The sequence below is a fragment of the Brucella sp. 22210 genome (genome assembly GCF_052045675.1).
Classification (GTDB): domain Bacteria; phylum Pseudomonadota; class Alphaproteobacteria; order Rhizobiales; family Rhizobiaceae; genus Brucella.
In genome coordinates, this window is record NZ_JBQEPD010000001.1 from 67,477 (window position 1) to 91,152 (window position 23,676).

The following is a 23,676-nucleotide window of genomic DNA, read 5'->3' on the forward strand; positions in this document are numbered from 1 at the left end:
CGGGCATTTTCATCTATTTGCCGATACGACCCAGATGCGTATCCTGAAAGCCTGATCCATATTTGAGACCAAAGCCCAGCGCGCGGTCGATGCCGATATGCACCGCCCAGATCAGCGCCATGGCGATACAAATCTGCCAGTTCATTGCCCAGCCAAACACGGCCAGCAGAACCACGCCGATCCAGCTATGGGCAATATTATAGACAACCGCACCGGTGCGCGGTCCCTTCATATAGGCAAAGAACGACAGATCCGGCGCCAGAACCAGAATGGCAAAAAGCCACCAGCTTGCTCCACTCACCCAGTAGGCTCCGAGCGCCAAAAGCGCGAGGGACAGGCTTTCAAGGCGCTGGATCAGATTCATTTGCGTTTTGTCTCCTGATAGGAATCCCAGAGATCGGGGCGGCGTTCCCGGGTGATCCGCTCGGCCTGCGCATGCCGCCACTTGTCGATGGCGCCATGATTGCCGGATGTCAGAACATCGGGAATGGATCTGTCTTCCCAGACCTGCGGACGCGTATAATGCGGATGTTCGAGCAGCCCGGTCTCGAAACTTTCCGTTTCGCCCGATTGCTGATTGCCCATCACGCCCGGCAACAGGCGCACCACAGCATCCAGCAGCACGATGGCCGCCGTCTCGCCGCCCGAAAGAATATAATCGCCGATCGAGACTTCCTCGAGTTGGCGCGCTTCAATCACGCGTTCATCCACGCCTTCAAAGCGTCCGCACAGAATGATCGCGCCCGGCCCGGCTGCAAGCTCGCGCACGCGTTTCTGCGTCAGCGGTGCACCGCGCGGGGTCATCAGCAGCATCGGGCGATCATCGGCAACGGAATCGAGCGCCCGCGCAATCACATCGGGCTTCATCACCATGCCCGCGCCACCGCCCGACGGCGTGTCATCGACCATGCGATGCCTGCCTTCGGCAAAGTCGCGAATCTGCACCGTGTCGAGCTGCCACTTCGCCTCGGCGAGTGCCTTGCCGGCCAGTGAAACGCCAAGCGGCCCCGGAAACATTTCCGGATAGAGCGTCAGCACAGAAGCATGGAACAAGCCTGCTTCTTTGACTTCCGGCAGAAGGTGCGAAGATTCACCCGTCATGACTTCTTCGGTCGCTTCTTCTGCTGATTGCCGCCCTTCAGCGGATTGTCATTTTCATCGGGGATCAGGCCCGCCGCGAACGGCTCCACCAGCAGGGTGCCTTTTTCGAAGTCAATCTCCGGTACAGCCGCTTCGGTGAAGGGAATGAGCATCGGGCGCTTGCCCTTCTCGCTCAGTTCGATGAGGTCGCCACCACCGAAATCGAACACCGCGCTCACAACGCCATAGCTCTTGCCCTCGGCATCGATTGCCGCAAGACCGATCAGGTCGGTCTGAAAGAACTCGTCGTCTTCGAGATCGTCATCCGACAATTGCGAACGGTCGATGTAAAGCGCAGTACCATTCAGCGCCTCGGCGGCATTGCGATCGTTGACGCCCTTGAAGCGCACAATCACAACCGTCTTGGCGGCCCGGGCTTCAAGAACCTCGTAGCCCTTGCCCTGCTCATCATAAAGCAGGCCATAATCGCCAATTGAAAGCGGATCTTCGGTGAATGTCTTGATTCTGACTTCGCCACGAATGCCATGGGCGGCACCGACGATGGCGAGCTGAATCGGATTTTCTGGACGTGGCATGGTTGCCCCTGATCTGGATTCGGGCACATCGCCCCGACAGTGAGACCGATATGCGCTGCTGATTAGCTTTATCGCTTAGCGAATTAACACCGAAACGCCAAGAAAAATGCTTGGTTCCGTCAATCTGGCTGCCAAACACACTATGGCAACCAGCCGGTAACCTCTCCCTGACAAACTGTCAGCCGAAACTTCAACCGGTAGATTTCAAGATGGCGATGAATGGCGAATTCCTGATTCCCGCCCGTGCAGACCTTGCGGCTGCGCGTGAGGAATGGCTGAAGACATTAAAGGATACGCGCCGTCTTTCTGAAAACACCGTTGAAGCCTATGAGCGCGACTCGCGGCAATTTCTCAATTTCCTCACCGGACATCTGGGCGAACCGCCCTCGCTGAAAGATGTCAGCAGCCTGCGCGTTGCCGATCTGCGCTCGTTCCTCGCCAGCCGCCGCAATGATGGCGCAGGCGCGCGAACCCTTGGCCGTGGTCTGGCCGGTATACGCTCCCTGCTGCGCCATCTGGAAAAACGCGGTCTGGCCAATGCCGCAGGCGCGAGCGCCATGCGCGCACCGCGCCAGCCGAAATCCCTCCCGAAACCGCTAACCGCTGACGACGCCCGCCGTGTGGTCGCTGCCGATGGCCAGATGGCCGAGGAACCGTGGATCGCGGCGCGTAACGCGGCCGTGCTCACCTTGCTCTATGGCTGCGGCCTGCGCATTTCCGAGGCTCTTGGCCTCAAAGGCGATGCGCTGTCCGACAGTTCCGCGCTTTCGATCACCATAACAGGCAAGGGCAACAAGTCTCGGCTTGTGCCCCTGCTGCCGATTATCCATCGCGCCGTCGCGCAATATCGCGCGCTATGTCCCTATGATCTCTCTGCCGACAAGCCGCTGTTTCGCGGTGCGAAAGGCGGCGAGCTTCATGCCGCCATCATCCAGCGCGAAATGCAAAAGCTGCGCGCCGGGCTCGGTCTACCGGACAGCGCCACGCCGCATGCTCTACGCCACTCCTTCGCCACCCATCTGTTGGGCCGCGGCGGTGATCTGCGCACCATTCAGGAACTGCTTGGCCATGCCAGCCTGTCGACCACGCAGATCTATACCGGCGTGGATACGGAGCGGTTGCTGGAAGTTTATGACAAGGCACATCCGAGAGCCTGAACTGGCCACCTTTCACATCGCGGAAGATTGCTTATATTCCCCTGTATGAAAAAGCTGCTTCTCGTTCTTCTATGCGCCGTCTTCGCCGGTTCCGTCACCGCACGAGCTGACGAAAAAGCTCCCGCCTGCTCCATTCGGGGCGAAAATCTCATCGATGGCGTGGAAAAAAGCGACCCCGCTCTCTGGAAAGAGCTGCGCGCGGAAGCAGAATCGATCCCCAACCATCAAGGCCGCATCTGGAAGATCGAAAAGGACGGAGTAGCCCCGTCCTATCTGTTCGGCACCATTCATCTCAGCGATCCGCGTGTACTGGAATTGCCGAAGGTAGTGCAAGACGCCTATCAATCGGCGAATACTGTCGTGATCGAAACCACTGATGTTCTCGACCAGAAGAACTTTCTGCGTTTGAAGCTGGAACGTCCCGAACTGCTGCTTTTCACCGATGGCAGCACGCTCAAATCGCATCTGCCTGCCGACAGGCGGGAGGAAATCGAAAATAAGCTTGCGGAGCGCGGCATTATTCTCGATGCGGTCGCCAAGATGAAGCCGTGGATTCTGACCACGCTGCTGGCCCTGCCCAAATGCGAGCGCGAACGCAAAAGCGACGGCGTGAAATCGCTCGACGAGTTTCTGGCAATCCATGCTCAGTTGGAAGGGCGCAACATTGAGGGGCTGGAAACGGCTGCGGAACAGTTCGAAGCCACCGAGAAGCTTCCGCTCGATTTTCACATTCGCAATCTCATCGCCACGGTCGATTACGGTGACAAAACCGAAGACGCCATGGAAACGACAACCGCGCTTTATCTGAAGGGCGAGCTTGGCATGATCATGCCGGCGCTGAGAAGAATCGTGCCGGATGCATTGTCCGATCAGGATTACGATCTGTTCCTGAAATATCTGATCATCGACCGCAACCACACCATGGCGGATCGCGCCGTTCCGCTGCTGGAAAAAGGCAATGTCTTTATTGCTATCGGCGCCCTGCATCTGCCGGGCGAAGAGGGTGTGGTGGAGTTGCTGCGCGCCAAGGGCTATCGGCTGACGGCGCTTTAGCCCCCTGCCCGCACGCGGAACAATCGGCTTTTGACTGCGTTCACTCTGCTGAAGCGAGTTTGTGACGGCTGAAAGCCGCGCAAACCCGATGCGACAACTGGAGGAGCGCGCAATGGTTGATCCCCTCGATCCGCGAAACGACCCCAGAACGAACCCGGTTAATACTGATCCGAGACTTTCCGATCCTTCCGGCATGCCACCGCCGCAACGCGGCGGAAGCGGCTATCTTCTGGGTGCCGTTCTGCTCGTGGCAATCATCATTCTCGGCTATTTCTTCTACGAGAATGGTACGCGAACCGACACGGCAGCACCGCCACCCGCAACGCAGAGCGAGCCCGCAACACCGGCTCCGGCCACACCTGCCAATCCGCCAGCCCAGAATTAATTCCCATAAAACAAGAAAGGCCCGCTTGCGCGGGCCTTTCTGCATTCTCTCTAGAGCGGTTCCGGTTAAAACGGAATCGTGGAACCGCTCTATCTATTTTTAAGCATTATCCTACGCAAAACCGCTTCGCACTTTTGCTGGAAATGCTCGAAGAGACTACATATGGATCGGCTTGGCGAAGGTCGCCAGAGCGGATTCGCGCACGGCTTCCGACATGGTCGGATGCGCATGGCAGGTGCGGGCCAGATCTTCCGACGAGCCGCCGAATTCCATCAGAACGGCCAGTTCGTGGATCATTTCGCCAGCGTTGTAGCCGAGGATATGAGCGCCCAGCACGCGGTCCGTCGCCTTGTCGGCGAGGATTTTCACGAAGCCGTCCGTGTGCAGCATGGCGCGTGCGCGGCCATTGGCCGTGAACGGGAACTTGCCGACCTTGTATTCAATACCGGCGGCCTTCAGTTCTTCTTCGGTCTTGCCCACAGAAGCCACTTCCGGCTGGGTGTAGACAACGCTTGGAATAACGTCGAAATTCACATGACCGGCCTGGCCAGCGATGATTTCGGCAACAGCAATGCCTTCGTCTTCAGCCTTGTGCGCCAGCATCGGGCCCTGCACCACGTCGCCGATGGCGTAAATGCCTTCGACATTGGTGCGCCAATGATCGTCAATCGCAACGCGGCCGCGATCATCGACATTGACGCCTGCTTCCTGAAGGCCAAGACCGTCCGTGTAAGGACGACGGCCCGTGGAGATCAGAACGGCATCGGCTTCGAGCACTTCCGCATCGCCGCCCTTGACCGGCTCGAAAGTGACCTTCGCGCCCTTACCGGACTTTTCGACGCCCGTCACTTTCGCGCTGAGCTTGAAGGCAATGCCCTGCTTTTCGAGCAGACGCTGGAACTGCTTGGAGACTTCGCCGTCCATCGCGCCGAGCACCTTGTCGAGATATTCGACAACCGTGACCTTTGCACCGAGACGCGCCCAGACCGAACCGAGTTCCAGACCGATCACACCGCCGCCAACGACGACGAGATGACCCGGAACCTTGTCGAAGGACAGAGCGCCGGTCGAGGAAACGATGGTCTTCTCATCAATGTCGACCTTGACGCCCGGAATACCGGCAACGTCGGAACCCGTTGCGATGATGATGTTCTTGGCTTCGATTTCCTCAACCTTGCCGTCTTCGGCGGTCACGGAAACCTTGCCCTTGGCGACGACCTTGCCGGTGCCGATGTAAGGCGTGATCTTGTTCTTCTTGAACAGGAATTCCACGCCCGTCACATTGGACTTCACGGTCGCGTCCTTGTGGGCCAGCATCTTTCCCAGATTAAGCTTGGGCGACACTTCCACGCCCAGCGTATCAAAGGAATGACCAGCTTCGGCAAAGACTTCCGATGCATGCAGAAGCGCCTTGGACGGAATGCAGCCGACATTGAGGCAGGTGCCGCCGAAGGTCTTGCGCTTTTCCACCACAGCGACCGAGAGACCCAGCTGCGCGGCCTTGATTGCGGCGACATAACCGCCGGGGCCCGTACCGATGACAACCACATCATAAGACATTGAATTACCCTTTTCAGTCTTTCCTGAACGTTTTTCGTTAGAGTACCGCATTTATGCGACGCCAAATGTTTCGGCTGCAAAATGCTTGAAATAACCGGCTTTTGTTAAAGCTGCCGATCAGTTTTCATCCGGGGTGCATCCCTGAAAGCGGAACACTTCCCACTGAAGCGGCTTTTCGGGTTTGGCCGCTCCAAAATCATAACCGTCGAGCGCCGTCACCAGATCGGGGAACAGCACAGCCTGCGCGGCAGGTTCATCCGCCTTGGGCAGAACTTCCGCTTCCGCACCTTCCTTCAGCGCGTAGATGACGCTCTGCCAGATACTGCAATCATCAAGGTCTTCCGGATTGGAGCCATCGCCCTTGCAATTATAGGTGATGAGCGCATAAGGCCGCGCCACACCCTCTTCCGGCCAGATCACCATGCCATTCAGCTTGAATTCCGGCTTGTCATTGGCAGTGATCGTAAATTCATTGGTCGGCGCAGGCGTCATCTTGAGATCGTTCGTCTGCAGTGGACGGAACGTCAATGTGTAGGCGCCGTCACGGTCCTGATAGATGCCGCGATTCTGGGTGCAGGCTGCCTGCACCGCGGTTGAGAACACCGAAGCGGCGACGACCGAAGCGGCCGTTATTTTGAGAAGCTTCCTTGCAACATGCATCTGTCGGTTCTCCCTGAGTTTTTCCGGCAGCAAATCAATTGCTTCTTACATAGCCTTTTCGGTGGCAAGTTTAAGCCCCAGAGCGATGAAGACAACACCGCTGGTGCGATCGATCCATTTCGAAGCTCGCGAAAAAGCCGCGCGCATCTTCGGCGTCGTCATGAAAATGCTGACTCCAACGAACCAGCTGATCAGCGCCGTGGCCATCACGACACCGTAGCCGAGCTTTATTTCGGTCGGCGTGTGCGCGTGAACGACTGTCGAAAAAATCGACAGGAAGAAAAACACCGGCTTCGGATTAAGAGCATTCGCCGCAAAGCCGAGACCGAATGCCTTGGCAAAGCTCTGCTGCTTGCGCGGCTCGTTCGAGGCGGTTTGCGCATCAATTGTGGTCGCGCCCGCACGCAGCGCTTTGATGCCGATATAGACCAGATAGGCCACACCGCACCATTTGACGATGTTGAACAGATAGATCGACTTGGAAATGATGAGGCCAAGCCCCAGCACCGTATAGGTGACGTGCATCATCAGCGCCGTCCCGATCCCGAAGCTGGTGATGATCGCCTCACGACGGCCATGCATCAAGGACTGCCGCATGACCATGGCCAGATCTGCTCCCGGCGAAACAATCGCAAAGGAGAAGATCGCCATCAGGGAAGCCAGTTCGAAGAGATAGGGATGCATCGCTTTTCCTTTGCTACATTGTGGCGCGATTGGCCGCGCCGGCAGCTATCAAAAAATCAAAGCCAGAAACATGACACCCAATCCGACCATCGAACCGACCCAGATCAGCGACCGGATATAGGGAATGCCCGCCAGATAGAGCGGAATGTAAACAATACGGCATGCAAACCAGAGCCAGGCTCCGTAAATGCCCCAGACGCTTGCATCACCCTTCAGGGTCAGAGCCAGAGCCAGCGCAATAAAAGCCGGATAGGTTTCGCGGAAATTCGTGGACGCCCGCTCAGCACGCCCGGCAATGGCACCGGAAGGTTTCAACCCTTCATCGCGGGGACCGGCATTCCAGTCGGTGCCGAGTTCTCGCGTCGCCGTCATGGCTTGCAGGAGAATATGGGCCACCAGCAAGACGACGCTCCAGCCGACAAGCGGCAGATAGGGCGACAGATAAGGCGAAGAGGAGAAAAGACCCGGCTCCATCGTTCAAATCCCGTTGCTCGTAAACCCGACCGAAAAGCCACCCGATTGTGCCCGGGCGGCTTTCCTGAATTCCAGCTTAGAGATCGAGAACCAGACGTTCCGGATCTTCCAGGCTTTCCTTGACGCGGACCAGGAAGGTCACGGCTTCCTTGCCGTCCACGATGCGGTGATCGTAGGACAGGGCCAGGTACATCATCGGACGGATCACGATCTGGCCGCCGACAACCACCGGACGATCCTGGATCTTGTGCATGCCGAGAATGCCCGACTGTGGCGAATTGAGGATCGGCGAAGACATCAGCGAGCCGTAAACGCCACCATTGGTGATGGTGAAGGTGCCGCCCTGCATGTCAGCCATCGAAAGCGTGCCATCGCGCGCTGCCTTGGCCAGACGACCCAGTTCCTTTTCCACGCCAGCGATCGAAAGCTGATCGGCGTCGCGGATAACCGGAACGACAAGACCCTTGTCGGTGCCGACAGCCATGCCGACATGCGCAAAGTTCTTGTAGATGATGTCAGTGCCGTCGATCTCGGCGTTAACAGCCGGGATTTCCTTCAGCGCATGGGTAACAGCCTTCGTGAAGAAGCCCATGAAGCCGAGCTTCACGCCGTGCTTCTTTTCGAAGACGTCTTTGTACTTGGTGCGCAGTTCCATGACTGCGGACATGTCGACTTCGTTATAGGTCGTCAGCATGGCAGCAGTGTTCTGCGCATCCTTCAGACGCTTAGCGATAGTCTGACGCAGACGGGTCATTTTCACGCGTTCTTCGCGCGGTGCATCGTCAGCCGAGGAAGCCGGACGGGCAGCAACCGGAGCCGGAGCAGCCGAAACACCCTTGGCGATAGCGTCGAGAACGTCGCCCTTGAGAACCTGACCGCGCTTGCCCGAGCCTTCGACCTGATCAGCGGACAGACCGCTTTCAGCAAGAAGCTTCGAAGCAGCAGGTGCAGGCTGCATGGCCGGGCCCGACGATGCGGAAGCGACCGGTGCAGCGGCTGCCGGAGCGGCGGCTGGCTTGGCTTCTTCCTTCTTCGGAGCAGGTGCAGCAGCTGCGCCCTCACCGGAAATCTGGCCGAGCAGAGCGTTGACCTCAACCGTGTCGCCTTCCTTGGCCACGATTTCAACCAGCACACCAGCAGCAGCAGCCGGAACTTCCACTGTCACCTTGTCGGTTTCCAGTTCCACCAGCGGTTCGTCGATGGCGATAGCATCGCCAACCTTCTTGAACCATTTTCCGATGGTTGCCTCAGTAACGGACTCCCCAAGCGTGGGAACGCGAATTTCGGTGGCCATGGTTTCTTCTTCCGTTGATCTTCAAACTTTAGATTTTGTGTTCAATTCAGGTTGGAGCAGCTTCGAAAAACTGCTCCAAAACTATAACCCGGATCAGTTACCGAGCGCATCCTCAAGGAAAGCCTCAAGCTGCGCAAGATGCTTCGACATCAGGCCGGTTGCCGGAGAAGCGGCAGCCGGGCGGCCCGTGTAGCGGACGCGCTGATGCTTGGCATCGATATGCGCCAGCACCCATTCCAGATACGGATCGATGAACGACCACGCACCCATATTCTTCGGCTCTTCCTGGCACCAGACGATTTCCGCATGACGGAAACGCGACAGCTCGTTGATGAGCGCCTTGGCCGGGAACGGGTAGAGCTGTTCAACACGCAGCAGGTAGACATCGTCGATGCCGCGCTTTTCACGCTCTTCGTACAGGTCGTAATAGACCTTGCCCGAGCAGAGCACGACGCGACGGATCTTGGCGTCTTTCTGAAGCTTGATGCCTTCTTCGCCCTTGTTGTACTGCGCATCGTCCCAGAGCAGACGGTGGAACGAGGAATCGCCCGACAGTTCGCTGAGGCTCGATACAGCACGCTTGTGGCGCAGCAGGGACTTCGGCGTCATCATGATGAGCGGCTTGCGGAAGTCACGCTTCATCTGGCGGCGCAGAATATGGTAGTAGTTAGCCGGCGTCGTAACGTTGGCAACCTGCATGTTGTCTTCAGCGCAGAGCTGGAGATAACGTTCCAGACGGGCGGACGAATGTTCCGGACCCTGACCTTCATAACCATGCGGCAGAAGGCAGACGAGACCGGACATGCGCAGCCACTTGCGTTCACCCGACGAGATGAACTGGTCGAACACGACCTGCGCACCGTTGGCGAAATCGCCGAACTGGGCTTCCCAGAGAACCAGCGCACGCGGATCGGACAGCGAATAACCATATTCGTAGCCAAGCACCGCTTCTTCCGAAAGCATCGAATTGATGGCTTCGTAGATCGCCTGACCCTTCTGAATATTGTTCAGCGGGGTGTAGCGGTTCTGGTTTTCCTGATCGTAGAGAACCGTATGACGCTGCGAGAAGGTGCCGCGTTCCACGTCCTGACCGGACAGACGAATCGGATGGCCTTCCGCAACGAGCGTGGCGAATGCCAGCGATTCAGCGGTTGCCCAATCGATGCCTTCACCGGTTTCCATCATCTTGGCGCGGTTATCGAGGAAGCGCTGGATGGTGCGGTGGACGTGGAAGTCCTGCGGCACTTCAACCAGCTTCTTGCCGATTTCCTTGAGCGTCTTGATCGGAACACCGGTCTTGCCGCGGCGCTGCTCGTCGGCATTGTCAGCCGTGCGCAGACCAGCCCAGGCGCCGTCAAGCCAGTCAGCCTTGTTCGGCTTGTAGCTCTGTCCGGCTTCGAACTCGATTTCGAGCTTTTCGCGCCAGTCGGCCTTCATCTTGTCGACATCGGCCTGAGTGAGCAGACCTTCGGCAATCAGCTTTTCGCTGTAGAGCTGAACGGTCGTCTTGTGCGCGCGGATTTCTTTGTACATCAACGGCTGGGTGAAGGACGGTTCGTCGCCTTCATTGTGGCCGAAGCGACGGTAGCAGAACATGTCCACGACCACCGGCTTGTGGAAGGTCATGCGGAATTCCATCGCAACCTTGGCTGCGAACACCACAGCTTCCGGATCATCGCCATTGACATGGAAGACCGGCGCTTCAACCATCTTCGCCACATCGGACGGATAAGGCGAAGAACGCGAGAAAGCCGGATTGGTCGTGAAACCGATCTGGTTGTTGATGATGAAATGCAGCGTGCCACCGACGCGGTGACCCTTGAGGCCCGAAAGACCAAGGCACTCGGCAACCACACCCTGACCTGCGAAAGCGGCATCGCCGTGCAGCAGCAGCGGCAGAACCTTGGCGCGTTCGGTCAGCGGAACCATGTCGTCACGGGTGCGACCGACAAGCAGATCCTGCTTGGCGCGGGCCTTGCCCATGACAACCGGGTTGACGATTTCAAGGTGAGACGGGTTGGCGGTCAGCGACAGGTGAACCTTGTTGCCATCGAACTCGCGGTCCGACGAAGCGCCAAGATGGTACTTCACGTCGCCCGAACCTTCCACATCGTCCGGCGTGTAGGAGCCGCCCTTGAACTCGTGGAAAATAGCGCGGTGCGGCTTGGCCATAACCTGGCTGAGCACGTTCAGACGGCCACGGTGAGCCATGCCGAACACGACTTCCTTGAGACCCATCTGACCGCCGCGCTTGACGATCTGTTCCAGTGCCGGGATCAGCGATTCACCGCCATCGAGGCCGAAACGCTTGGTGCCCTTGTACTTGACGTCGATGAACTGTTCGAAACCTTCTGCTTCGATAAGCTTCGACAGGATAGCCTTCTTGCCTTCCGGCGTGAAAGCAACCTTTTTATCCGGACCTTCGATGCGTTCCTGAATCCAGGCCTTTTCAGCCGGATCGGAAATATGCATGAACTCGACGCCAATCGTGCCGCAATAGGTGCGCTTCAGAATGTCGAGCATTTCCGGCACGGTCGCGTATTCGAGACCGAGCACATTATCGATGAAAATCTTGCGATTGTAGTCAGCAGGCGTGAAGCCGTAGGCTTCCGGCTCCAGCTCGTTATAGTCGTTCGGCTTTTCGGCCAGACCAAGCGGATCGAGATTAGCATGCAGATGGCCGCGCATGCGATAGGCGCGGATCATCATGATGGCGCGAACGCTGTCGCGTGCAGCCTGTGCAATCTCTTCAGCGGACAGTGCGGCAGCGGCTTTACCGTCGCCCTTGCCATTCTGGGCAGCTTTGCCCTTCAGCTTGTCGGTCACATGCTTTTCGACTTCAGCCCAGTTGCCGTCGAGAGCGGAGACGAGTTCGCCATTGGCGGCAATCGGCCAGTTCTTTCTGGTCCAGCTTGCGCCCTGCGCATTCTTCTTCACATCTTCGGCACTATCGCCCAGCTTCGCGAAAAAATCGCGCCACTGCGGATCAACCGAATTCGGATCATCCTCATACTTGGCGTACAGCTCCTCGATATAGTCGGCGTTGCCGCCATAGAGGAACGAGGTAAGGGCGAAAACGTCGTTGGCCTGTTCTTGCCTTGCCATAACCTAATCCGGAGCTTTGCTCCGTCTCCTTGTCAGTAGCTCATCTGCGCGGGCCGGAAGTTTCCGGAAGTTCGTTGCCGAAACCTTCATCCCTCACGCCGCCGGGGAGGAACCACAACAGACCCCGGCAAAACTCGTTTCTACGCGACCCGAGCAATCTGTTCCGACGCAATTGTCAGAACCGCCCGGTCTATTTGTTCGACACCGGAGAATGACCGCGAATGCCTGCCATTCCCTTAAAGCCCGGTATCCGGCTTCAGTATGTTTTGTTATGCCAAACCCGGCAGCGGCTTTCGCCGCCGCCGGGATATTCAAACTCGAACCGATCTTAGCCCTTGAGGACTTCGACCAGCGTCTTGCCGAGCTGCGCAGGCGACGGGGAGACGCGGATGCCAGCCGATTCCATGGCTGCAATCTTGTCTTCCGCTCCGCCCTTGCCGCCGGAGATCACGGCGCCGGCATGGCCCATGGTGCGTCCGGCAGGAGCCGTACGGCCAGCGATGAAGCCAACCATTGGCTTCTTGCGACCGCGCTTGGCTTCGTCCTTGAGGAACTGAGCCGCATCTTCTTCAGCCGAACCGCCGATTTCACCGATCATGACGATCGACTTGGTTTCGTCGTCAGCCAGGAACATTTCCAGCACGTCGATGAACTCGGTGCCCTTGACCGGGTCGCCGCCGATACCGACAGCAGTGGTCTGGCCGAGGCCCTCGTTCGAGGTCTGGAACACAGCTTCATAGGTAAGCGTGCCGGAGCGGGATACAACACCCACCGAACCCTTCTTGAAGATATTGCCCGGCATGATGCCGATCTTGCATTCTTCAGGGGTCAGGATGCCCGGGCAGTTCGGTCCGAGCAGGCGCGACTTCGAGCGTTCCAGACGCTCCTTGACGCGAACCATGTCCAGGACCGGAATGCCTTCGGTGATGCAGACGATGAACGGAACTTCAGCTTCGATGGCTTCGATGATCGCGTCGGCTGCGCCTGCTGGCGGAACATAGATCACGGATGCATCGGCGCCCGTGCGTTCCTTAGCTTCGGCTACGGTTGCGAAGATCGGGAGCTTTTCGCCCTTCGAACCTTCCCAGGTTTCGCCACCCTTCTTCGGATGGATACCGCCGACCATCTGCGTGCCGTAGTAAGCAAGCGCCTGTTCGGTATGGAAAGTACCGGTCTTGCCGGTCAGGCCCTGTACGAGAACCTTGGTGTCCTTGTTAACGAGAATGGACATGCCTTAATTCCCCTTCACAGCAGCGACGATCTTCTGCGCCGCATCGTCGAGATCGTCAGCCGAAATAACGTTCAGGCCGCTCTCGTTGATGATCTTCTTGCCGAGTTCCACATTGGTGCCTTCAAGACGGACAACCAGCGGAACCTTCAGGCCGACTTCCTTGACCGCAGCGATCACGCCTTCGGCGATCACGTCGCACTTCATGATGCCACCGAAGATGTTGACCAGAATGCCCTGGACAGCCGGATCAGCGGTGATGATCTTGAACGCAGCCGTCACCTTCTCCTTCGAAGCGCCGCCACCAACGTCGAGGAAGTTGGCAGGTTCTGCACCGTAGAGCTTGATGATGTCCATCGTTGCCATGGCAAGGCCAGCGCCGTTGACCATGCAGCCGATATTGCCGTCGAGAGCAACGTAAGCGAGGTCGTACTTGGAAGCTTCGATCTCTTTTTCGTCTTCTTCCGACAGATCGCGCAGTTCCTGAATGTCAGGATGACGGAACAGCGCATTGCCGTCGAACGATACCTTGGCATCGAGAACGCGCACGCGGCCATCGGTCATGACGATCAGCGGGTTGATCTCGAGAAGGCTCATGTCCTTTTCGGTGAAAGCCTTGTAGAGGATCGGGAACAGCTTCACGCCGTCTTCGCGAGCCTGACCTTCAAGCTTCAGCGCGTCGGCGAGCTTGTTGGCGTCTTCGTCCGTTACGCCCTTGGCCGGATCGATGGCGACAGTCACGATCTTTTCGGGGGTTTCTTCGGCAACGGCTTCGATGTCCATGCCGCCTTCGGTCGAAACGACGAAAGCCGGACGGCCGACGGTGCGGTCGATCAGGATCGAGAGATAGAGTTCGCGATCAATGTCGGCGCCATCTTCGATGTAAAGACGGTTGACCTGCTTACCGGCAGGGCCGGTCTGCTTGGTGACGAGCGTGTTGCCGAGCATTTCCTTCGCATTGGCAACCACTTCCTCAACCGACTTGGCGAGGCGCACGCCGCCCTTGGCGTCCGGGCCGAGTTCCTTGAACTTGCCCTTGCCGCGTCCACCAGCATGGATCTGGCTCTTGACGACATAAAGCGGTCCGGGAAGCGTCTTTGCCCACTCTTCCGCCTGCTCGACGGAATAGACAGCCACACCGTTGGCGATCGGCGCGCCGTAGGTGTGAAGCAGGCGCTTGGCCTGATATTCGTGAATATTCATCTGGTTGTCCTCTACGGATTCCCGGTTCGTTTGGCGAACCGGTACGGATTGACAGCCGGAAAAGGCCGGAGCCCCGTCAAAAACAGAGCATCCGGCCTTGTCTGGATATTACTTGAGCGACGGAGCGATACCGATGCAGGCTTCGCAAAGACCGGCAACCGAAGCCACCGACTTTTCGAACTCGGCCTTTTCGTCCTTGTCGAGGTCGATTTCGATGATGCGTTCAACGCCATTGGCGCCGATCACGGTCGGCACGCCGACATACATGTCCTTCACGCCATACTGACCGGTCAGCTGGGCAGCGACGGGCAGAACGCGCTTCTTGTCCTTGAGGTAGGATTCAGCCATCTGAATGGCCGAAGAAGCCGGAGCGTAGAAAGCCGAACCGGTCTTGAGCAGACCGACGATTTCCGCGCCGCCGTCACGGGTGCGCTGGATGATCTTGTCGAGCTTTTCCTGGCTGGTCCAGCCCATCTTGACGAGGTCCGGCAGCGGAATGCCAGCAACGGTCGAGTAGCGAGCCAGCGGAACCATGCTGTCGCCGTGGCCGCCGAGCACGAATGCCGTGACGTCTTCAACCGAAACGTTGAACTCTTCCGAGAGGAAATAACGGAAACGGGCGCTGTCGAGAACGCCAGCCATGCCGACAACCTTGTGAGCCGGAAGGCCCGAGAACTTCTGCAAAGCCCAGACCATCGCGTCGAGCGGGTTGGTGATGCAGATGACGAAGGCTTCAGGCGCATACTTCTTGATGCCTGCGCCGACCTGTTCCATCACCTTCAGGTTGATGCCCAGAAGATCGTCGCGGCTCATGCCAGGCTTGCGCGGCACACCTGCGGTAACGATGACAACGTCCGCGCCTTCGATGGCTGCGTAATCGTTGGCGCCGGTAAACTTCGCATCAAAACCGTCAACCGGAGAAGATTCGGCGATATCCAGTCCCTTGCCCTGCGGAGTACCTTCCGCAATATCAAAAAGGACGACGTCGCCCAGTTCCTTCAGACCGGCGAGATGAGCGAGCGTGCCGCCAATCATACCGGAGCCGATGAGGGCAATCTTGTTGCGTGCCATGATTGTTTCTTTCCTCAAGTTTGATCCAGAAACGCATGAAGCCATCCGGTGTCCTCCCGGAAACGCTTAAGCGCTGCGAGGGTTCGATATGACTCTTTGCAAAAAAACACAACTCATTATTTTGCGACCAATGTTTTCAATCGGTTAGAATTATATGTTCTTACGTAAACGTAAGATAATTAGGCGAAATAATGGCAATTCCCCTCTGTCTCGCCCGTCATCACCCTGCCAGTGATGCGATAGGCAAGCCGCCAATCCGATCGGTCATTGCCGCATCCCGCATGCGAATGCCGGGAGCAACAATCCTAGAGCAGATACATCCTTCCGAACGTATCAGGTCGCTCTAACTATCTGAACCTACACACCCTGCTTTCCAAAAATTCGCTTTCGCGTTTCGGGGCCGGGGCGCTGAATTTGCGCGGGCACGATAGCCGATTGAGGATATAAGTCCAGTCTGTGGCAATCAGATGATATGGCTAGACATTTGTAGCCAGAGACGGCTCGCAGAATCGGTGAGCCGTCTTCAAGATCAAACCGATGGGCAAACCGATCGGAGAAAAGCACCGAACTCAGTCGGCCCTCTCCGGTATCTGCGACAGATATTCGGCGCTCTGCATCTCGAAGAGACGTGATGCGGTGCGGTCGAATTCGAATGCCTCGGTGCCGCTTTTCGCAACGTAAAGCTTTTCCGGCTGCGCTTCCGCCGTGATGAACACGCGGGCATGATGGTCGTAAAGTACATCCACCAGCAGGATAAAGCGCTTGGCTTCGTTGCGCCGCGAAAGATCGAGCATCGGCACATTGTCGATAAACAGAGTGGAATAGCGGCCAACAATGGCCAGATAGTCCGCAGCCCCGAGCGGGCGGCTGCACAGTTCTTCGAAACTGAAACGCGCAGCGCCCGGAACGGAATGCGGCACCTCGACATCACGCCCCTTGATGCGAATGACGTCCGGCTTTTCTTCCACGCCGTTCTTCTGCGCAGCCCAGGCGGCATCCATCCGCTTCGCCGTCTCGCCACCCAGCGGGGAGAGATAGACCGGCTGGCGGTCCAGCTTTTCCAAACGGTAGTCGGTGCGCGAATCGAGATTGATCACGTCGACATGCTTCTTGAGAATATCGACAAAGGGCAGGAACAGCTGGCGGTTCAGACCGTCACGATAGAGATTATCCGGCGCAACATTCGACGTGGCGATCAGCACGACGCCGCGTGCGAAAAGCGCGCTGAAAAGGCGCGACAGGATCATCGCATCGGCAATATCCGTCACCGTGAACTCATCGAAACACAGAACCCATGCCTGTGCGCTCAGCGCATCGGCAACTGGCGGAATCGGATCGTCCTGCTTGGTCTCACCGCGCTTCAGGGCCTGCCGATGCGCATTGATGCGATCATGCACGTCAGCCATGAAATCATTGAAATGCGCACGGCGTTTGCGTTCGACGGGCAGAAGCGAAAAGAACATGTCCATCAGCATGGTCTTGCCGCGGCCGACCTCGCCATGAACATAAAGCCCCTTGACGATTTCCTGCGCCTGCTTGCGCTTGCCGAAAAGCCAGCCAAGCGCGCTGGACTTGCGCGAAAGCCGCTTGGTGCAAATCTCCTCGATCAGCCGGTCATAACGGCTGGTCAGTTCGAGCTGCGCGGGATCGGCCTCCACTTCGCCAGATACGACCAATGCATCGTAATGCTCGCGGACGGAGGGAAACGCTTTCAGATTACCATCAAAGGACATGACAGGTTCCGTGAAACCTCTACTTAAAATTCGGCGGAGCAGTCCGGAGACGCCCCGCCGCGATCGATTGTTTCGGCTTTATATCAGCGCGCCACGTTTAAATCAGCGCGCCAATCTCAGATTAACGCGAAAGTGACAGGGCCTGACCGCCCGTGGTCTGACCGTCGAAACGGCCCTGACCGGACGAATAGAGCGAAGCGACCGTGCCGCCCGATCCATCGTAAAGCACAAGCTGCTTGCCGTTAACGGCCCAGGAAGCGAGGTTTGCCAGTTCGCCCGGGCAACGCAGCGGACCTGCGCGGAAACCCTGACCATATTTGGTCTGCGGCGTGGCAACCTTACAGCTCTGGCCGCCAAGCGAGGCGTTCCAGACGCCTGCGACGCTACCCGGCGTCAAGTCGGGCGCCGATGCGGGCGGCAGGCTTGCAACCTGCGTATTGCCCGGCTGCATGCCGGGATTGGTGGTTGGAGCGGTCGGGAACTGCGATCCATCCGGCGAATTGAGATTGCCCTTCTGCACAGAACCCTGCGGCGCGGCCTGCAAGGGTGCTGGCGGAGGCGGCGGGGAAACAGGCCCGAGGTCGTTGCCCATCCGGGAGCTCTGACAGCCGGCCAATACGATGCCAGCCGCTGCCAGGCTCAGCAAACTTGCTTTCGAAATTCCCATCAGGTTCTCCATTTCGGTCGAGGTCTTGGGATAGCGGCGCAAACCACGCTCACGCGAAACCCAGCTATCACACCAATATTGGCGCGATAAAATGGCTATATGGTTAAAAAATCAACACCATCACCCGGCAATTTGCGCAGGAGTGATCAATCCGGGTTTGAAATTGCTCATAAATTTTGGGACTGGGACAGGAAGGCCACAGTTTTTCGGGTGCATGGCTCGAAACGGAACCGCGCAACCGGCCATATGAGCTGATAGCAATGTTAGATATATTGCTGGCACTGGCAATTTGCCGGGTTTTCCGCCATATAGACGCCAGATAACCCATTGAACGAACCTTTCGGTTGCATCAATGCAGCCGCAGGCAGAACGGAACCACGACAGCTATGGCCACCAGGGCAGCCTTCGCCAAGATGAACGGGCTCGGCAATCAGATCATCGTTGCCGATATGCGCGGCCGCGCAGACCGCATCACGCCTGACGCCGCCATTCATCTTGCCGGTGCGAGCGAAACGGCCTTCGACCAGATCATGGCCATTCATGATCCGCGCACGCCGGGCACAGACAATTATATATCGATCATCAATTGCGACGGCACGGAAGCACAGGCCTGCGGTAATGGCACGCGCTGCGTGGTGCAGGCGCTGGCCGCCGAGACCGGCAAGCGCGCCTTCACCTTCGAGACCCGCGCGGGAATTTTGACCGCCAAAGAACATGATGACGGGCTGATTTCCGTCGATATGGGCAAGCCGCGTTTCGGCTGGCAGGAAATTCCGCTTGCCGAAGAATTTCAAGACACGCGCATGATCGAGCTTCAGGTTGGCCCTATCGATGCGCCAGTGCTGCATTCGCCTTCGGTCGCCTCGATGGGCAATCCGCATGCAATCTTCTGGGTGGACCGCGATGTGTGGTCCTACGAATTGGAAAAGTTCGGCCCTCTTCTGGAAAACCATCCGATTTTCCCGGAACGCGCCAATATCTCGATTGCCCGCGTCACATCACCGGAAACGATGGACCTGCGCACCTGGGAACGCGGCGCCGGGCTGACCCGCGCCTGCGGTTCTGCCGCCTGCGCCGCGGCTGTTTCCGGCGCACGCACGCGCCGCACCGGCCGCAAGGTGACGGTCAATGTTCCGGGAGGCCCTCTGCTGATTGAATGGCGTGACGACGATCATGTCATGATGACCGGCCCGGCTGAGTGGGAATTTTCCGGCACATTCGATCCGGCAAGCGGCGACTGGAGCCGCGACCTTGAAGGCGGTCCAACGGCGAGCACGTCTGCGGACAAGGGTGCTGCCTGATGAGCGTGGAAGTCGTAACATTCGGATGCCGCCTCAACACCTATGAATCCGAGGTGATGAAGCGCGAAGCCGACGCTGCCGGTCTTGGACAGTTGAAGGATGGCGCGATCATCTTCAACACCTGCGCCGTGACGTCGGAAGCCGTGCGACAGGCCCGTCAGGCCATCCGCAAGGCGCGCCGCGAAAATCCCGAAGCCCGCATCATCGTAACCGGCTGCGCGGCACAAACCGAAGCAGACAATTTCGCATCCATGGATGAAGTGGACCTCGTGCTTGGCAATGAGGAAAAGCTGAAATCCAACTCCTATCGCATGTTGCCCGATTTCGGCGTGAACCAGTTTGAGAAGGTGCGCGTCAACGACATTATGGAAGTGCGCGAAACCGCAAGCCACATGGTCGACGCCATCGAAGGTCGCGCACGCGCCTTCGTGCAGGTCCAGAATGGCTGCGACCATCGCTGCACGTTCTGCATCATCCCCTATGGTCGCGGCAATTCCCGTTCGGTGCCGATGGGTGCGGTCGTGGAACAGGTGAAGCGCCTTGTCGGCAACGGTTATGCCGAAGTGGTGCTGACCGGCGTGGACATGACCTCCTACGGTCCCGACCTTCCGGGAAGCCTGCGTCTCGGCAAACTGGTCAAGACGGTTCTCAATCAGGTGCCGGACCTTCAGCGCCTGCGTCTCTCATCCATCGATTCCATCGAGGCGGATGACGACCTGATGGACGCCATTGCCAATGAAAAGCGGCTGATGCCGCATCTGCACCTGTCCTTGCAAGCAGGTGACGACATGATCCTGAAACGCATGAAACGCCGCCATCTGCGCGACGATTCCATTCGTTTCTGTGAAACGGTGCGTTCGCTGCGTCCCGATATCGTGTTCGGCGCAGATATCATCACCGGCTTTCCAACCGAAACCGAGGACATGTTTCAGAACTCGATGAAGATCGTCGAGGAATGCGGCCTGACCCATCTGCACGTCTTCCCATATAGCGCGCGCGAAGGCACACCTGCCGCGCGCATGCCGCAGGTGCGGCGCGAAATCGTCAAGGAGCGCGCCGCCCGGCTGCGCGCTGAAGGCGACAAGGCCTATGAGAAACATCTTGCCTCGCTCACCGGCACGACCCAGCGTCTGCTGATCGAGAAGGAAGGCATTGCCCGCACGGAAGGCTTTACGCTCGCAGCCGTCGAAGGCGGCGCGGAAGCTGCCGCTCCGGGTCAGATTATCGAACGTGTGGTAACGGGCCACGACGGTGAGAAACTTCTCACCCGCGCCGCCTGACCATCAGCTGCATAAACAAGGCATCGGAATCCATGGCAATCGGTTTCATCAAGAGAATGTTCTCCTTCGGCAAGAAGGAGGTCGAGGAAAGACCGGTCGACCAACCGGCGCCCGACACAATCACCGAAGCCACGCAAACGCCAGAACCGGAAGCGCCCGCTGCACTGGAAGCGCCGAAACCGGCTGAAATACCGGAAGAAGCAGCCGTAGAGGCACCATCAGAGCCGGAAGCTCCGGTTGCCGAAGAACCGGCGGCCTGCGCCGCGCCGGAACCGGTTATTGAACCTGCCGAAAAGGCGCCGGAGCCTGCGGTCGAGGACGTTGTCGAAGCGCAGCCCGAGCCGGAACATCCTGTCGCGGAAATCGAAATTCCAATCGAACAGCCGCCGGTCATGGAACCGGCGGTGATCGAGCCGCCATTTATTGAGCCAGAGCCAGACCCAGAACCCGAGCCCGAGCCCGAGGCCGCACCGGAATCCGAAGCGGAGCCGGAGCCAGAACCGGCTCCTGTGCCTGAACCCGAACCAGAAAAGCCTGAAGAGCCGAAGCCTGTCGAAACACCAGCGCCCGTTGCAGCGGAGCCGGTGGCGGAAGCGACACCAGAACCTGCGCCCGCCAAGCCGAAAAAGGTCAAGGTTTCCAAGGCAGTGGAGGAACAGGCAGAAGAAGCGCCTGCCGCCCCTGTGGCCGAGCCGAAACTGTCGTGGTTCGAGCGTTTGCGGCGCGGTCTGTCGCGTTCATCCTCTTCGCTCAGCGAATCCATCGGCGGCATTTTCACCAAGCGCAAGCTGGACGAAGACACGCTTCAGGATCTGGAAGATGTGCTGATCCAGGCCGATCTCGGCCTTGAAACCGCAATGCGCGTTACCGATGCGCTGGCCTCCGGGCGCTATGGCAAGGATGTTTCGAGCGATGAAGTGCGCTCGATCATGAGCACGGAAATCGAAAAAGTGCTCGGCCCTGTCGCCAAGCCGCTGGAACTCGACCTTTCCCACAAACCGCACGTCATTCTGGTTGTCGGCGTCAACGGCACTGGCAAGACCACGACCATCGGCAAGCTCGCAGCAAAGCTGACGGCGGGCGGCCTCAAGGTCATGCTGGCGGCAGGCGATACTTTCCGCGCAGCAGCCATCGAACAGCTCCATATCTGGGGTGAGCGCACAGGCGCACCCGTTGTCTCGTCCAAACTCGGTGCTGATGCGGCCGGTCTTGCCTATGACGCCTGGGAAAAAGCCCGGGACGCTGGCAGCGACGTGCTGATTATCGATACAGCCGGACGCTTGCAGAACAAGGCCGAGCTGATGGATGAACTTGCCAAGATCGTGCGCGTGCTTGGCAAGCACGACCCGGAAGCACCGCACACGGTGCTGCAGACGCTCGACGCCACGACCGGTCAGAACGCGCTCAATCAGGTCGAAATCTTCAAGAATATCGCTGGTGTGAACGGGCTGGTCATGACCAAGCTTGACGGCACGGCACGGGGCGGCATTCTTGTTGCCATCTCGGCCAAGCACAAGCTGCCGGTCTATTTCATCGGCGTCGGCGAAGGTGTCGATGACCTCGAACCATTTGCGGCCAATGAATTTGCCCGCGCCATTGCAGGAGTTGCCTGATGGAGCACCCCGTCTTCGAACGCGATCCGTCGCAGAAGAGCGAAGTCGAGCGCAAGGAAGTGCAGCCGCTGCTCAAGCTGGTGCTGGAGCTGGGGCCGCTTCTGGTGTTCTTTTTCGCCAATGCGCGCGGCGAAACGCTGATCGAGCATTTTCCGGTGCTCGCCTCCATCGGCGAGCCGATCTTTCTGGCCACCGCCCTTTTCATGGTCGCGACGGTGATCGCACTTGGCATTTCGTGGGCATTGACGCGCACGCTGCCCATCATGCCGCTCATTTCCGGCATCGTGGTTCTGGTGTTCGGCGCGCTGACGCTCTGGCTGCACAACGACACCTTCATCAAGATGAAGCCCACCATCGTCAACACGCTGTTCGGGGCGATTCTCCTTGGCGGATTGTTCTTCGGAAAATCGCTTCTGGGCTATGTGTTTGATTCGGCCTTTCGGCTCGATGCCGAGGGCTGGAAGAAGCTTACCTTCCGCTGGGGCCTGTTCTTCATTTTTCTGGCGGTTGCCAACGAAGTTGTCTGGCGCAATTTCTCCACCGATGCGTGGGTCTCGTTCAAGGTCTGGGGCATTATGCCCATCACCGTTGTCTTCACGCTTTTACAAATGCCGCTTATCCAGAAGCATTCATTGACAGAGGACAATAAGCCCGCATCATAGGTGCATGATCCCAAAAAGATCATGCACGGAAAATGAACGAGCGGCAGGCATTGAGGGAATCGCGGCATGGTCGCCATCGCACAACAGCTGGATATCGAACAATTCATCTGCCGCAGTGACAATTATGGCGTCCTGATCCACGATCCGGTCAGTGCGCTGACGGCGGCCATCGATGCGCCGGATGCCCACGCCATAGAAGCAGCGCTTGAGCGGCGCGGCTGGACGCTGGATTTCGTTTTCACTACCCATCATCACCTCGACCATGTCGAAGGCAATGCGGCGCTGAAAAAGAAATTTGGCCTCAGCATCATCGGCCCGGCGGCCGAAGAAAGCAAAATCCCCGGCATCGACCGCGCGGTTCGCGACGGCGATGAATTCACCTTTGGGCTTTTCAAGGTCAGGGTCATCGCAACACCGGGCCACACAGCGGGCGAGATTTCCTATTACATCCCGGACGCCAAGGCGGTTTTCACCGGCGATACGCTGTTTGCGCTCGGCTGCGGACGGCTTTTTGAGGGAACGCCCGCGACGATGTTTCAGTCGCTGCAAAAGCTGGTCGCCCTGCCCGGCGATACCGCCATCTATTGCGGCCATGAATATACCGAAAGCAACGCCCGCTTTGCGCTGACCATCGATCCGGATAATTCCGCGCTGAAAGAACGGGCGCTGGAGATCGGACGGCTGCGCGCTGCCGACAAGATGACCCTGCCGTCGAGCATTAGTCTCGAAATGGCCACCAATCCTTTCCTGCGCTGGCATGACAGCCGTATTCGTGCCCGCCTTGGCATGCAGGATGCGCCCGACGAAGCCGTGTTTGCAGAGATTCGCAAGCGCAAAGACATGTTTTAAAGCCGTCGCCTGTGGCGACCA

General features: G+C 58.2%; 22 protein-coding genes. 8 read left to right on the top strand and 14 right to left on the bottom strand.

What is annotated here, in order from left to right:
* Positions 1–13 precede the first annotated feature (13 nt).
* The 3 genes from ACTJKP_RS00350 to rimM are packed head-to-tail and all read right to left on the bottom strand — an operon-like array spanning position 14 to position 1,676.
* Entirely contained in the window at positions 14–364 is a 351-nt protein-coding gene (locus ACTJKP_RS00350) for a DUF4260 domain-containing protein (protein WP_078337560.1), read from the bottom strand.
* Complete coding sequence (gene trmD / locus ACTJKP_RS00355; RefSeq protein WP_440629318.1) at positions 361–1,101, bottom strand: tRNA (guanosine(37)-N1)-methyltransferase TrmD; 741 nt, start codon at positions 1,099–1,101, stop codon at positions 361–363. Before trmD ends, ACTJKP_RS00350 begins: the two co-directional genes overlap by 4 nt.
* Positions 1,098–1,676, bottom strand: a complete 579-nt coding sequence (rimM, locus tag ACTJKP_RS00360; protein WP_440629319.1) for a ribosome maturation factor RimM — start codon at positions 1,674–1,676, stop codon at positions 1,098–1,100. Before rimM ends, trmD begins: the two co-directional genes overlap by 4 nt.
* A gap of 209 nt (positions 1,677–1,885) precedes the next feature.
* Between rimM and ACTJKP_RS00365 the strand changes: the two genes are divergently transcribed.
* The 3 genes from ACTJKP_RS00365 (at position 1,886) to ACTJKP_RS00375 (ending at position 4,271) form a co-directional block, all read left to right on the top strand.
* A complete protein-coding gene (locus ACTJKP_RS00365; protein WP_078337563.1) occupies positions 1,886–2,833 on the top strand; it encodes a tyrosine recombinase XerC in 948 nt (315 codons plus the stop codon).
* Positions 2,834–2,878: 45 nt separating this feature from the next.
* Positions 2,879–3,886, top strand: coding sequence for a TraB/GumN family protein (locus tag ACTJKP_RS00370; protein ID WP_440629320.1), 1,008 nt, complete (start codon positions 2,879–2,881; stop codon positions 3,884–3,886).
* Positions 3,887–3,998: 112 nt separating this feature from the next.
* The gene (locus tag ACTJKP_RS00375; RefSeq protein ID WP_440629321.1) at positions 3,999–4,271 is read left to right on the top strand and encodes a hypothetical protein; all 273 of its coding nucleotides are present in this window, start codon (positions 3,999–4,001) and stop codon (positions 4,269–4,271) included.
* A 156-nt stretch (positions 4,272–4,427) separates the two neighbouring features.
* Here the strand turns inward: ACTJKP_RS00375 and lpdA are convergent, their stop codons facing one another.
* From lpdA to ACTJKP_RS00430, 11 genes are all read right to left on the bottom strand, one after another.
* Complete coding sequence (gene lpdA, locus ACTJKP_RS00380) at positions 4,428–5,831, bottom strand: dihydrolipoyl dehydrogenase (protein ID WP_440629322.1); 1,404 nt, start codon at positions 5,829–5,831, stop codon at positions 4,428–4,430.
* Positions 5,832–5,948: 117 nt separating this feature from the next.
* Positions 5,949–6,491: a hypothetical protein gene (locus tag ACTJKP_RS00385; RefSeq protein WP_138784161.1), complete on the bottom strand. Its 543-nt coding sequence runs from the start codon at positions 6,489–6,491 to the stop codon at positions 5,949–5,951.
* A 45-nt stretch (positions 6,492–6,536) separates the two neighbouring features.
* The gene (locus ACTJKP_RS00390; RefSeq protein WP_078337567.1) at positions 6,537–7,175 is read right to left on the bottom strand and encodes a LysE family transporter; all 639 of its coding nucleotides are present in this window, start codon (positions 7,173–7,175) and stop codon (positions 6,537–6,539) included.
* Positions 7,176–7,223: 48 nt separating this feature from the next.
* A complete protein-coding gene (locus tag ACTJKP_RS00395) occupies positions 7,224–7,649 on the bottom strand; it encodes an MAPEG family protein (protein WP_440629323.1) in 426 nt (141 codons plus the stop codon).
* Positions 7,650–7,725: 76 nt separating this feature from the next.
* The gene (gene odhB, locus ACTJKP_RS00400) at positions 7,726–8,943 is read right to left on the bottom strand and encodes a 2-oxoglutarate dehydrogenase complex dihydrolipoyllysine-residue succinyltransferase (protein WP_440629324.1); all 1,218 of its coding nucleotides are present in this window, start codon (positions 8,941–8,943) and stop codon (positions 7,726–7,728) included.
* A 93-nt stretch (positions 8,944–9,036) separates the two neighbouring features.
* Entirely contained in the window at positions 9,037–12,048 is a 3,012-nt protein-coding gene (locus ACTJKP_RS00405) for a 2-oxoglutarate dehydrogenase E1 component (protein WP_440629325.1), read from the bottom strand.
* Between the two features lie 328 nt (positions 12,049–12,376).
* A complete protein-coding gene (sucD, locus tag ACTJKP_RS00410; RefSeq protein ID WP_078337571.1) occupies positions 12,377–13,279 on the bottom strand; it encodes a succinate--CoA ligase subunit alpha in 903 nt (300 codons plus the stop codon).
* Positions 13,280–13,282: 3 nt separating this feature from the next.
* Complete coding sequence (gene sucC, locus ACTJKP_RS00415; protein ID WP_078337572.1) at positions 13,283–14,479, bottom strand: ADP-forming succinate--CoA ligase subunit beta; 1,197 nt, start codon at positions 14,477–14,479, stop codon at positions 13,283–13,285.
* A 108-nt stretch (positions 14,480–14,587) separates the two neighbouring features.
* The gene (gene mdh / locus ACTJKP_RS00420) at positions 14,588–15,550 is read right to left on the bottom strand and encodes a malate dehydrogenase (RefSeq protein ID WP_078337573.1); all 963 of its coding nucleotides are present in this window, start codon (positions 15,548–15,550) and stop codon (positions 14,588–14,590) included.
* 569 nt (positions 15,551–16,119) lie between these two features.
* Positions 16,120–17,283: a cell division protein ZapE gene (gene zapE / locus ACTJKP_RS00425; protein WP_440629326.1), complete on the bottom strand. Its 1,164-nt coding sequence runs from the start codon at positions 17,281–17,283 to the stop codon at positions 16,120–16,122.
* Positions 17,284–17,404: 121 nt separating this feature from the next.
* Positions 17,405–17,950, bottom strand: a complete 546-nt coding sequence (locus tag ACTJKP_RS00430; protein ID WP_078337575.1) for a protease inhibitor Inh/omp19 family protein — start codon at positions 17,948–17,950, stop codon at positions 17,405–17,407.
* Between the two features lie 386 nt (positions 17,951–18,336).
* Between ACTJKP_RS00430 and dapF the strand changes: the two genes are divergently transcribed.
* The 5 genes from dapF to gloB all read left to right on the top strand — a co-directional run bounded on the left by dapF (position 18,337) and on the right by gloB (position 23,655).
* The gene (gene dapF / locus ACTJKP_RS00435) at positions 18,337–19,251 is read left to right on the top strand and encodes a diaminopimelate epimerase (protein ID WP_440629328.1); all 915 of its coding nucleotides are present in this window, start codon (positions 18,337–18,339) and stop codon (positions 19,249–19,251) included.
* Entirely contained in the window at positions 19,251–20,531 is a 1,281-nt protein-coding gene (gene mtaB / locus ACTJKP_RS00440; RefSeq protein WP_440629329.1) for a tRNA (N(6)-L-threonylcarbamoyladenosine(37)-C(2))-methylthiotransferase MtaB, read from the top strand. Before dapF ends, mtaB begins: the two co-directional genes overlap by 1 nt.
* 32 nt (positions 20,532–20,563) lie before the next feature.
* Positions 20,564–22,144 carry a signal recognition particle-docking protein FtsY gene (gene ftsY / locus ACTJKP_RS00445; protein WP_440629330.1) on the top strand — a complete coding sequence of 527 codons (1,581 nt, stop codon included), beginning with the start codon at positions 20,564–20,566 and terminating at the stop codon, positions 22,142–22,144.
* On the top strand, positions 22,144–22,806 hold the full coding sequence (locus ACTJKP_RS00450) for a septation protein A (RefSeq protein ID WP_078337579.1): 663 nt from the start codon (positions 22,144–22,146) through the stop codon (positions 22,804–22,806). The genes ftsY and ACTJKP_RS00450 overlap by 1 nt, the downstream gene beginning before the upstream one ends.
* Positions 22,807–22,872: 66 nt before the next feature.
* Positions 22,873–23,655, top strand: coding sequence for a hydroxyacylglutathione hydrolase (gene gloB, locus ACTJKP_RS00455; RefSeq protein WP_440629331.1), 783 nt, complete (start codon positions 22,873–22,875; stop codon positions 23,653–23,655).
* The last annotated feature ends 21 nt before the right edge of the window (positions 23,656–23,676 follow it).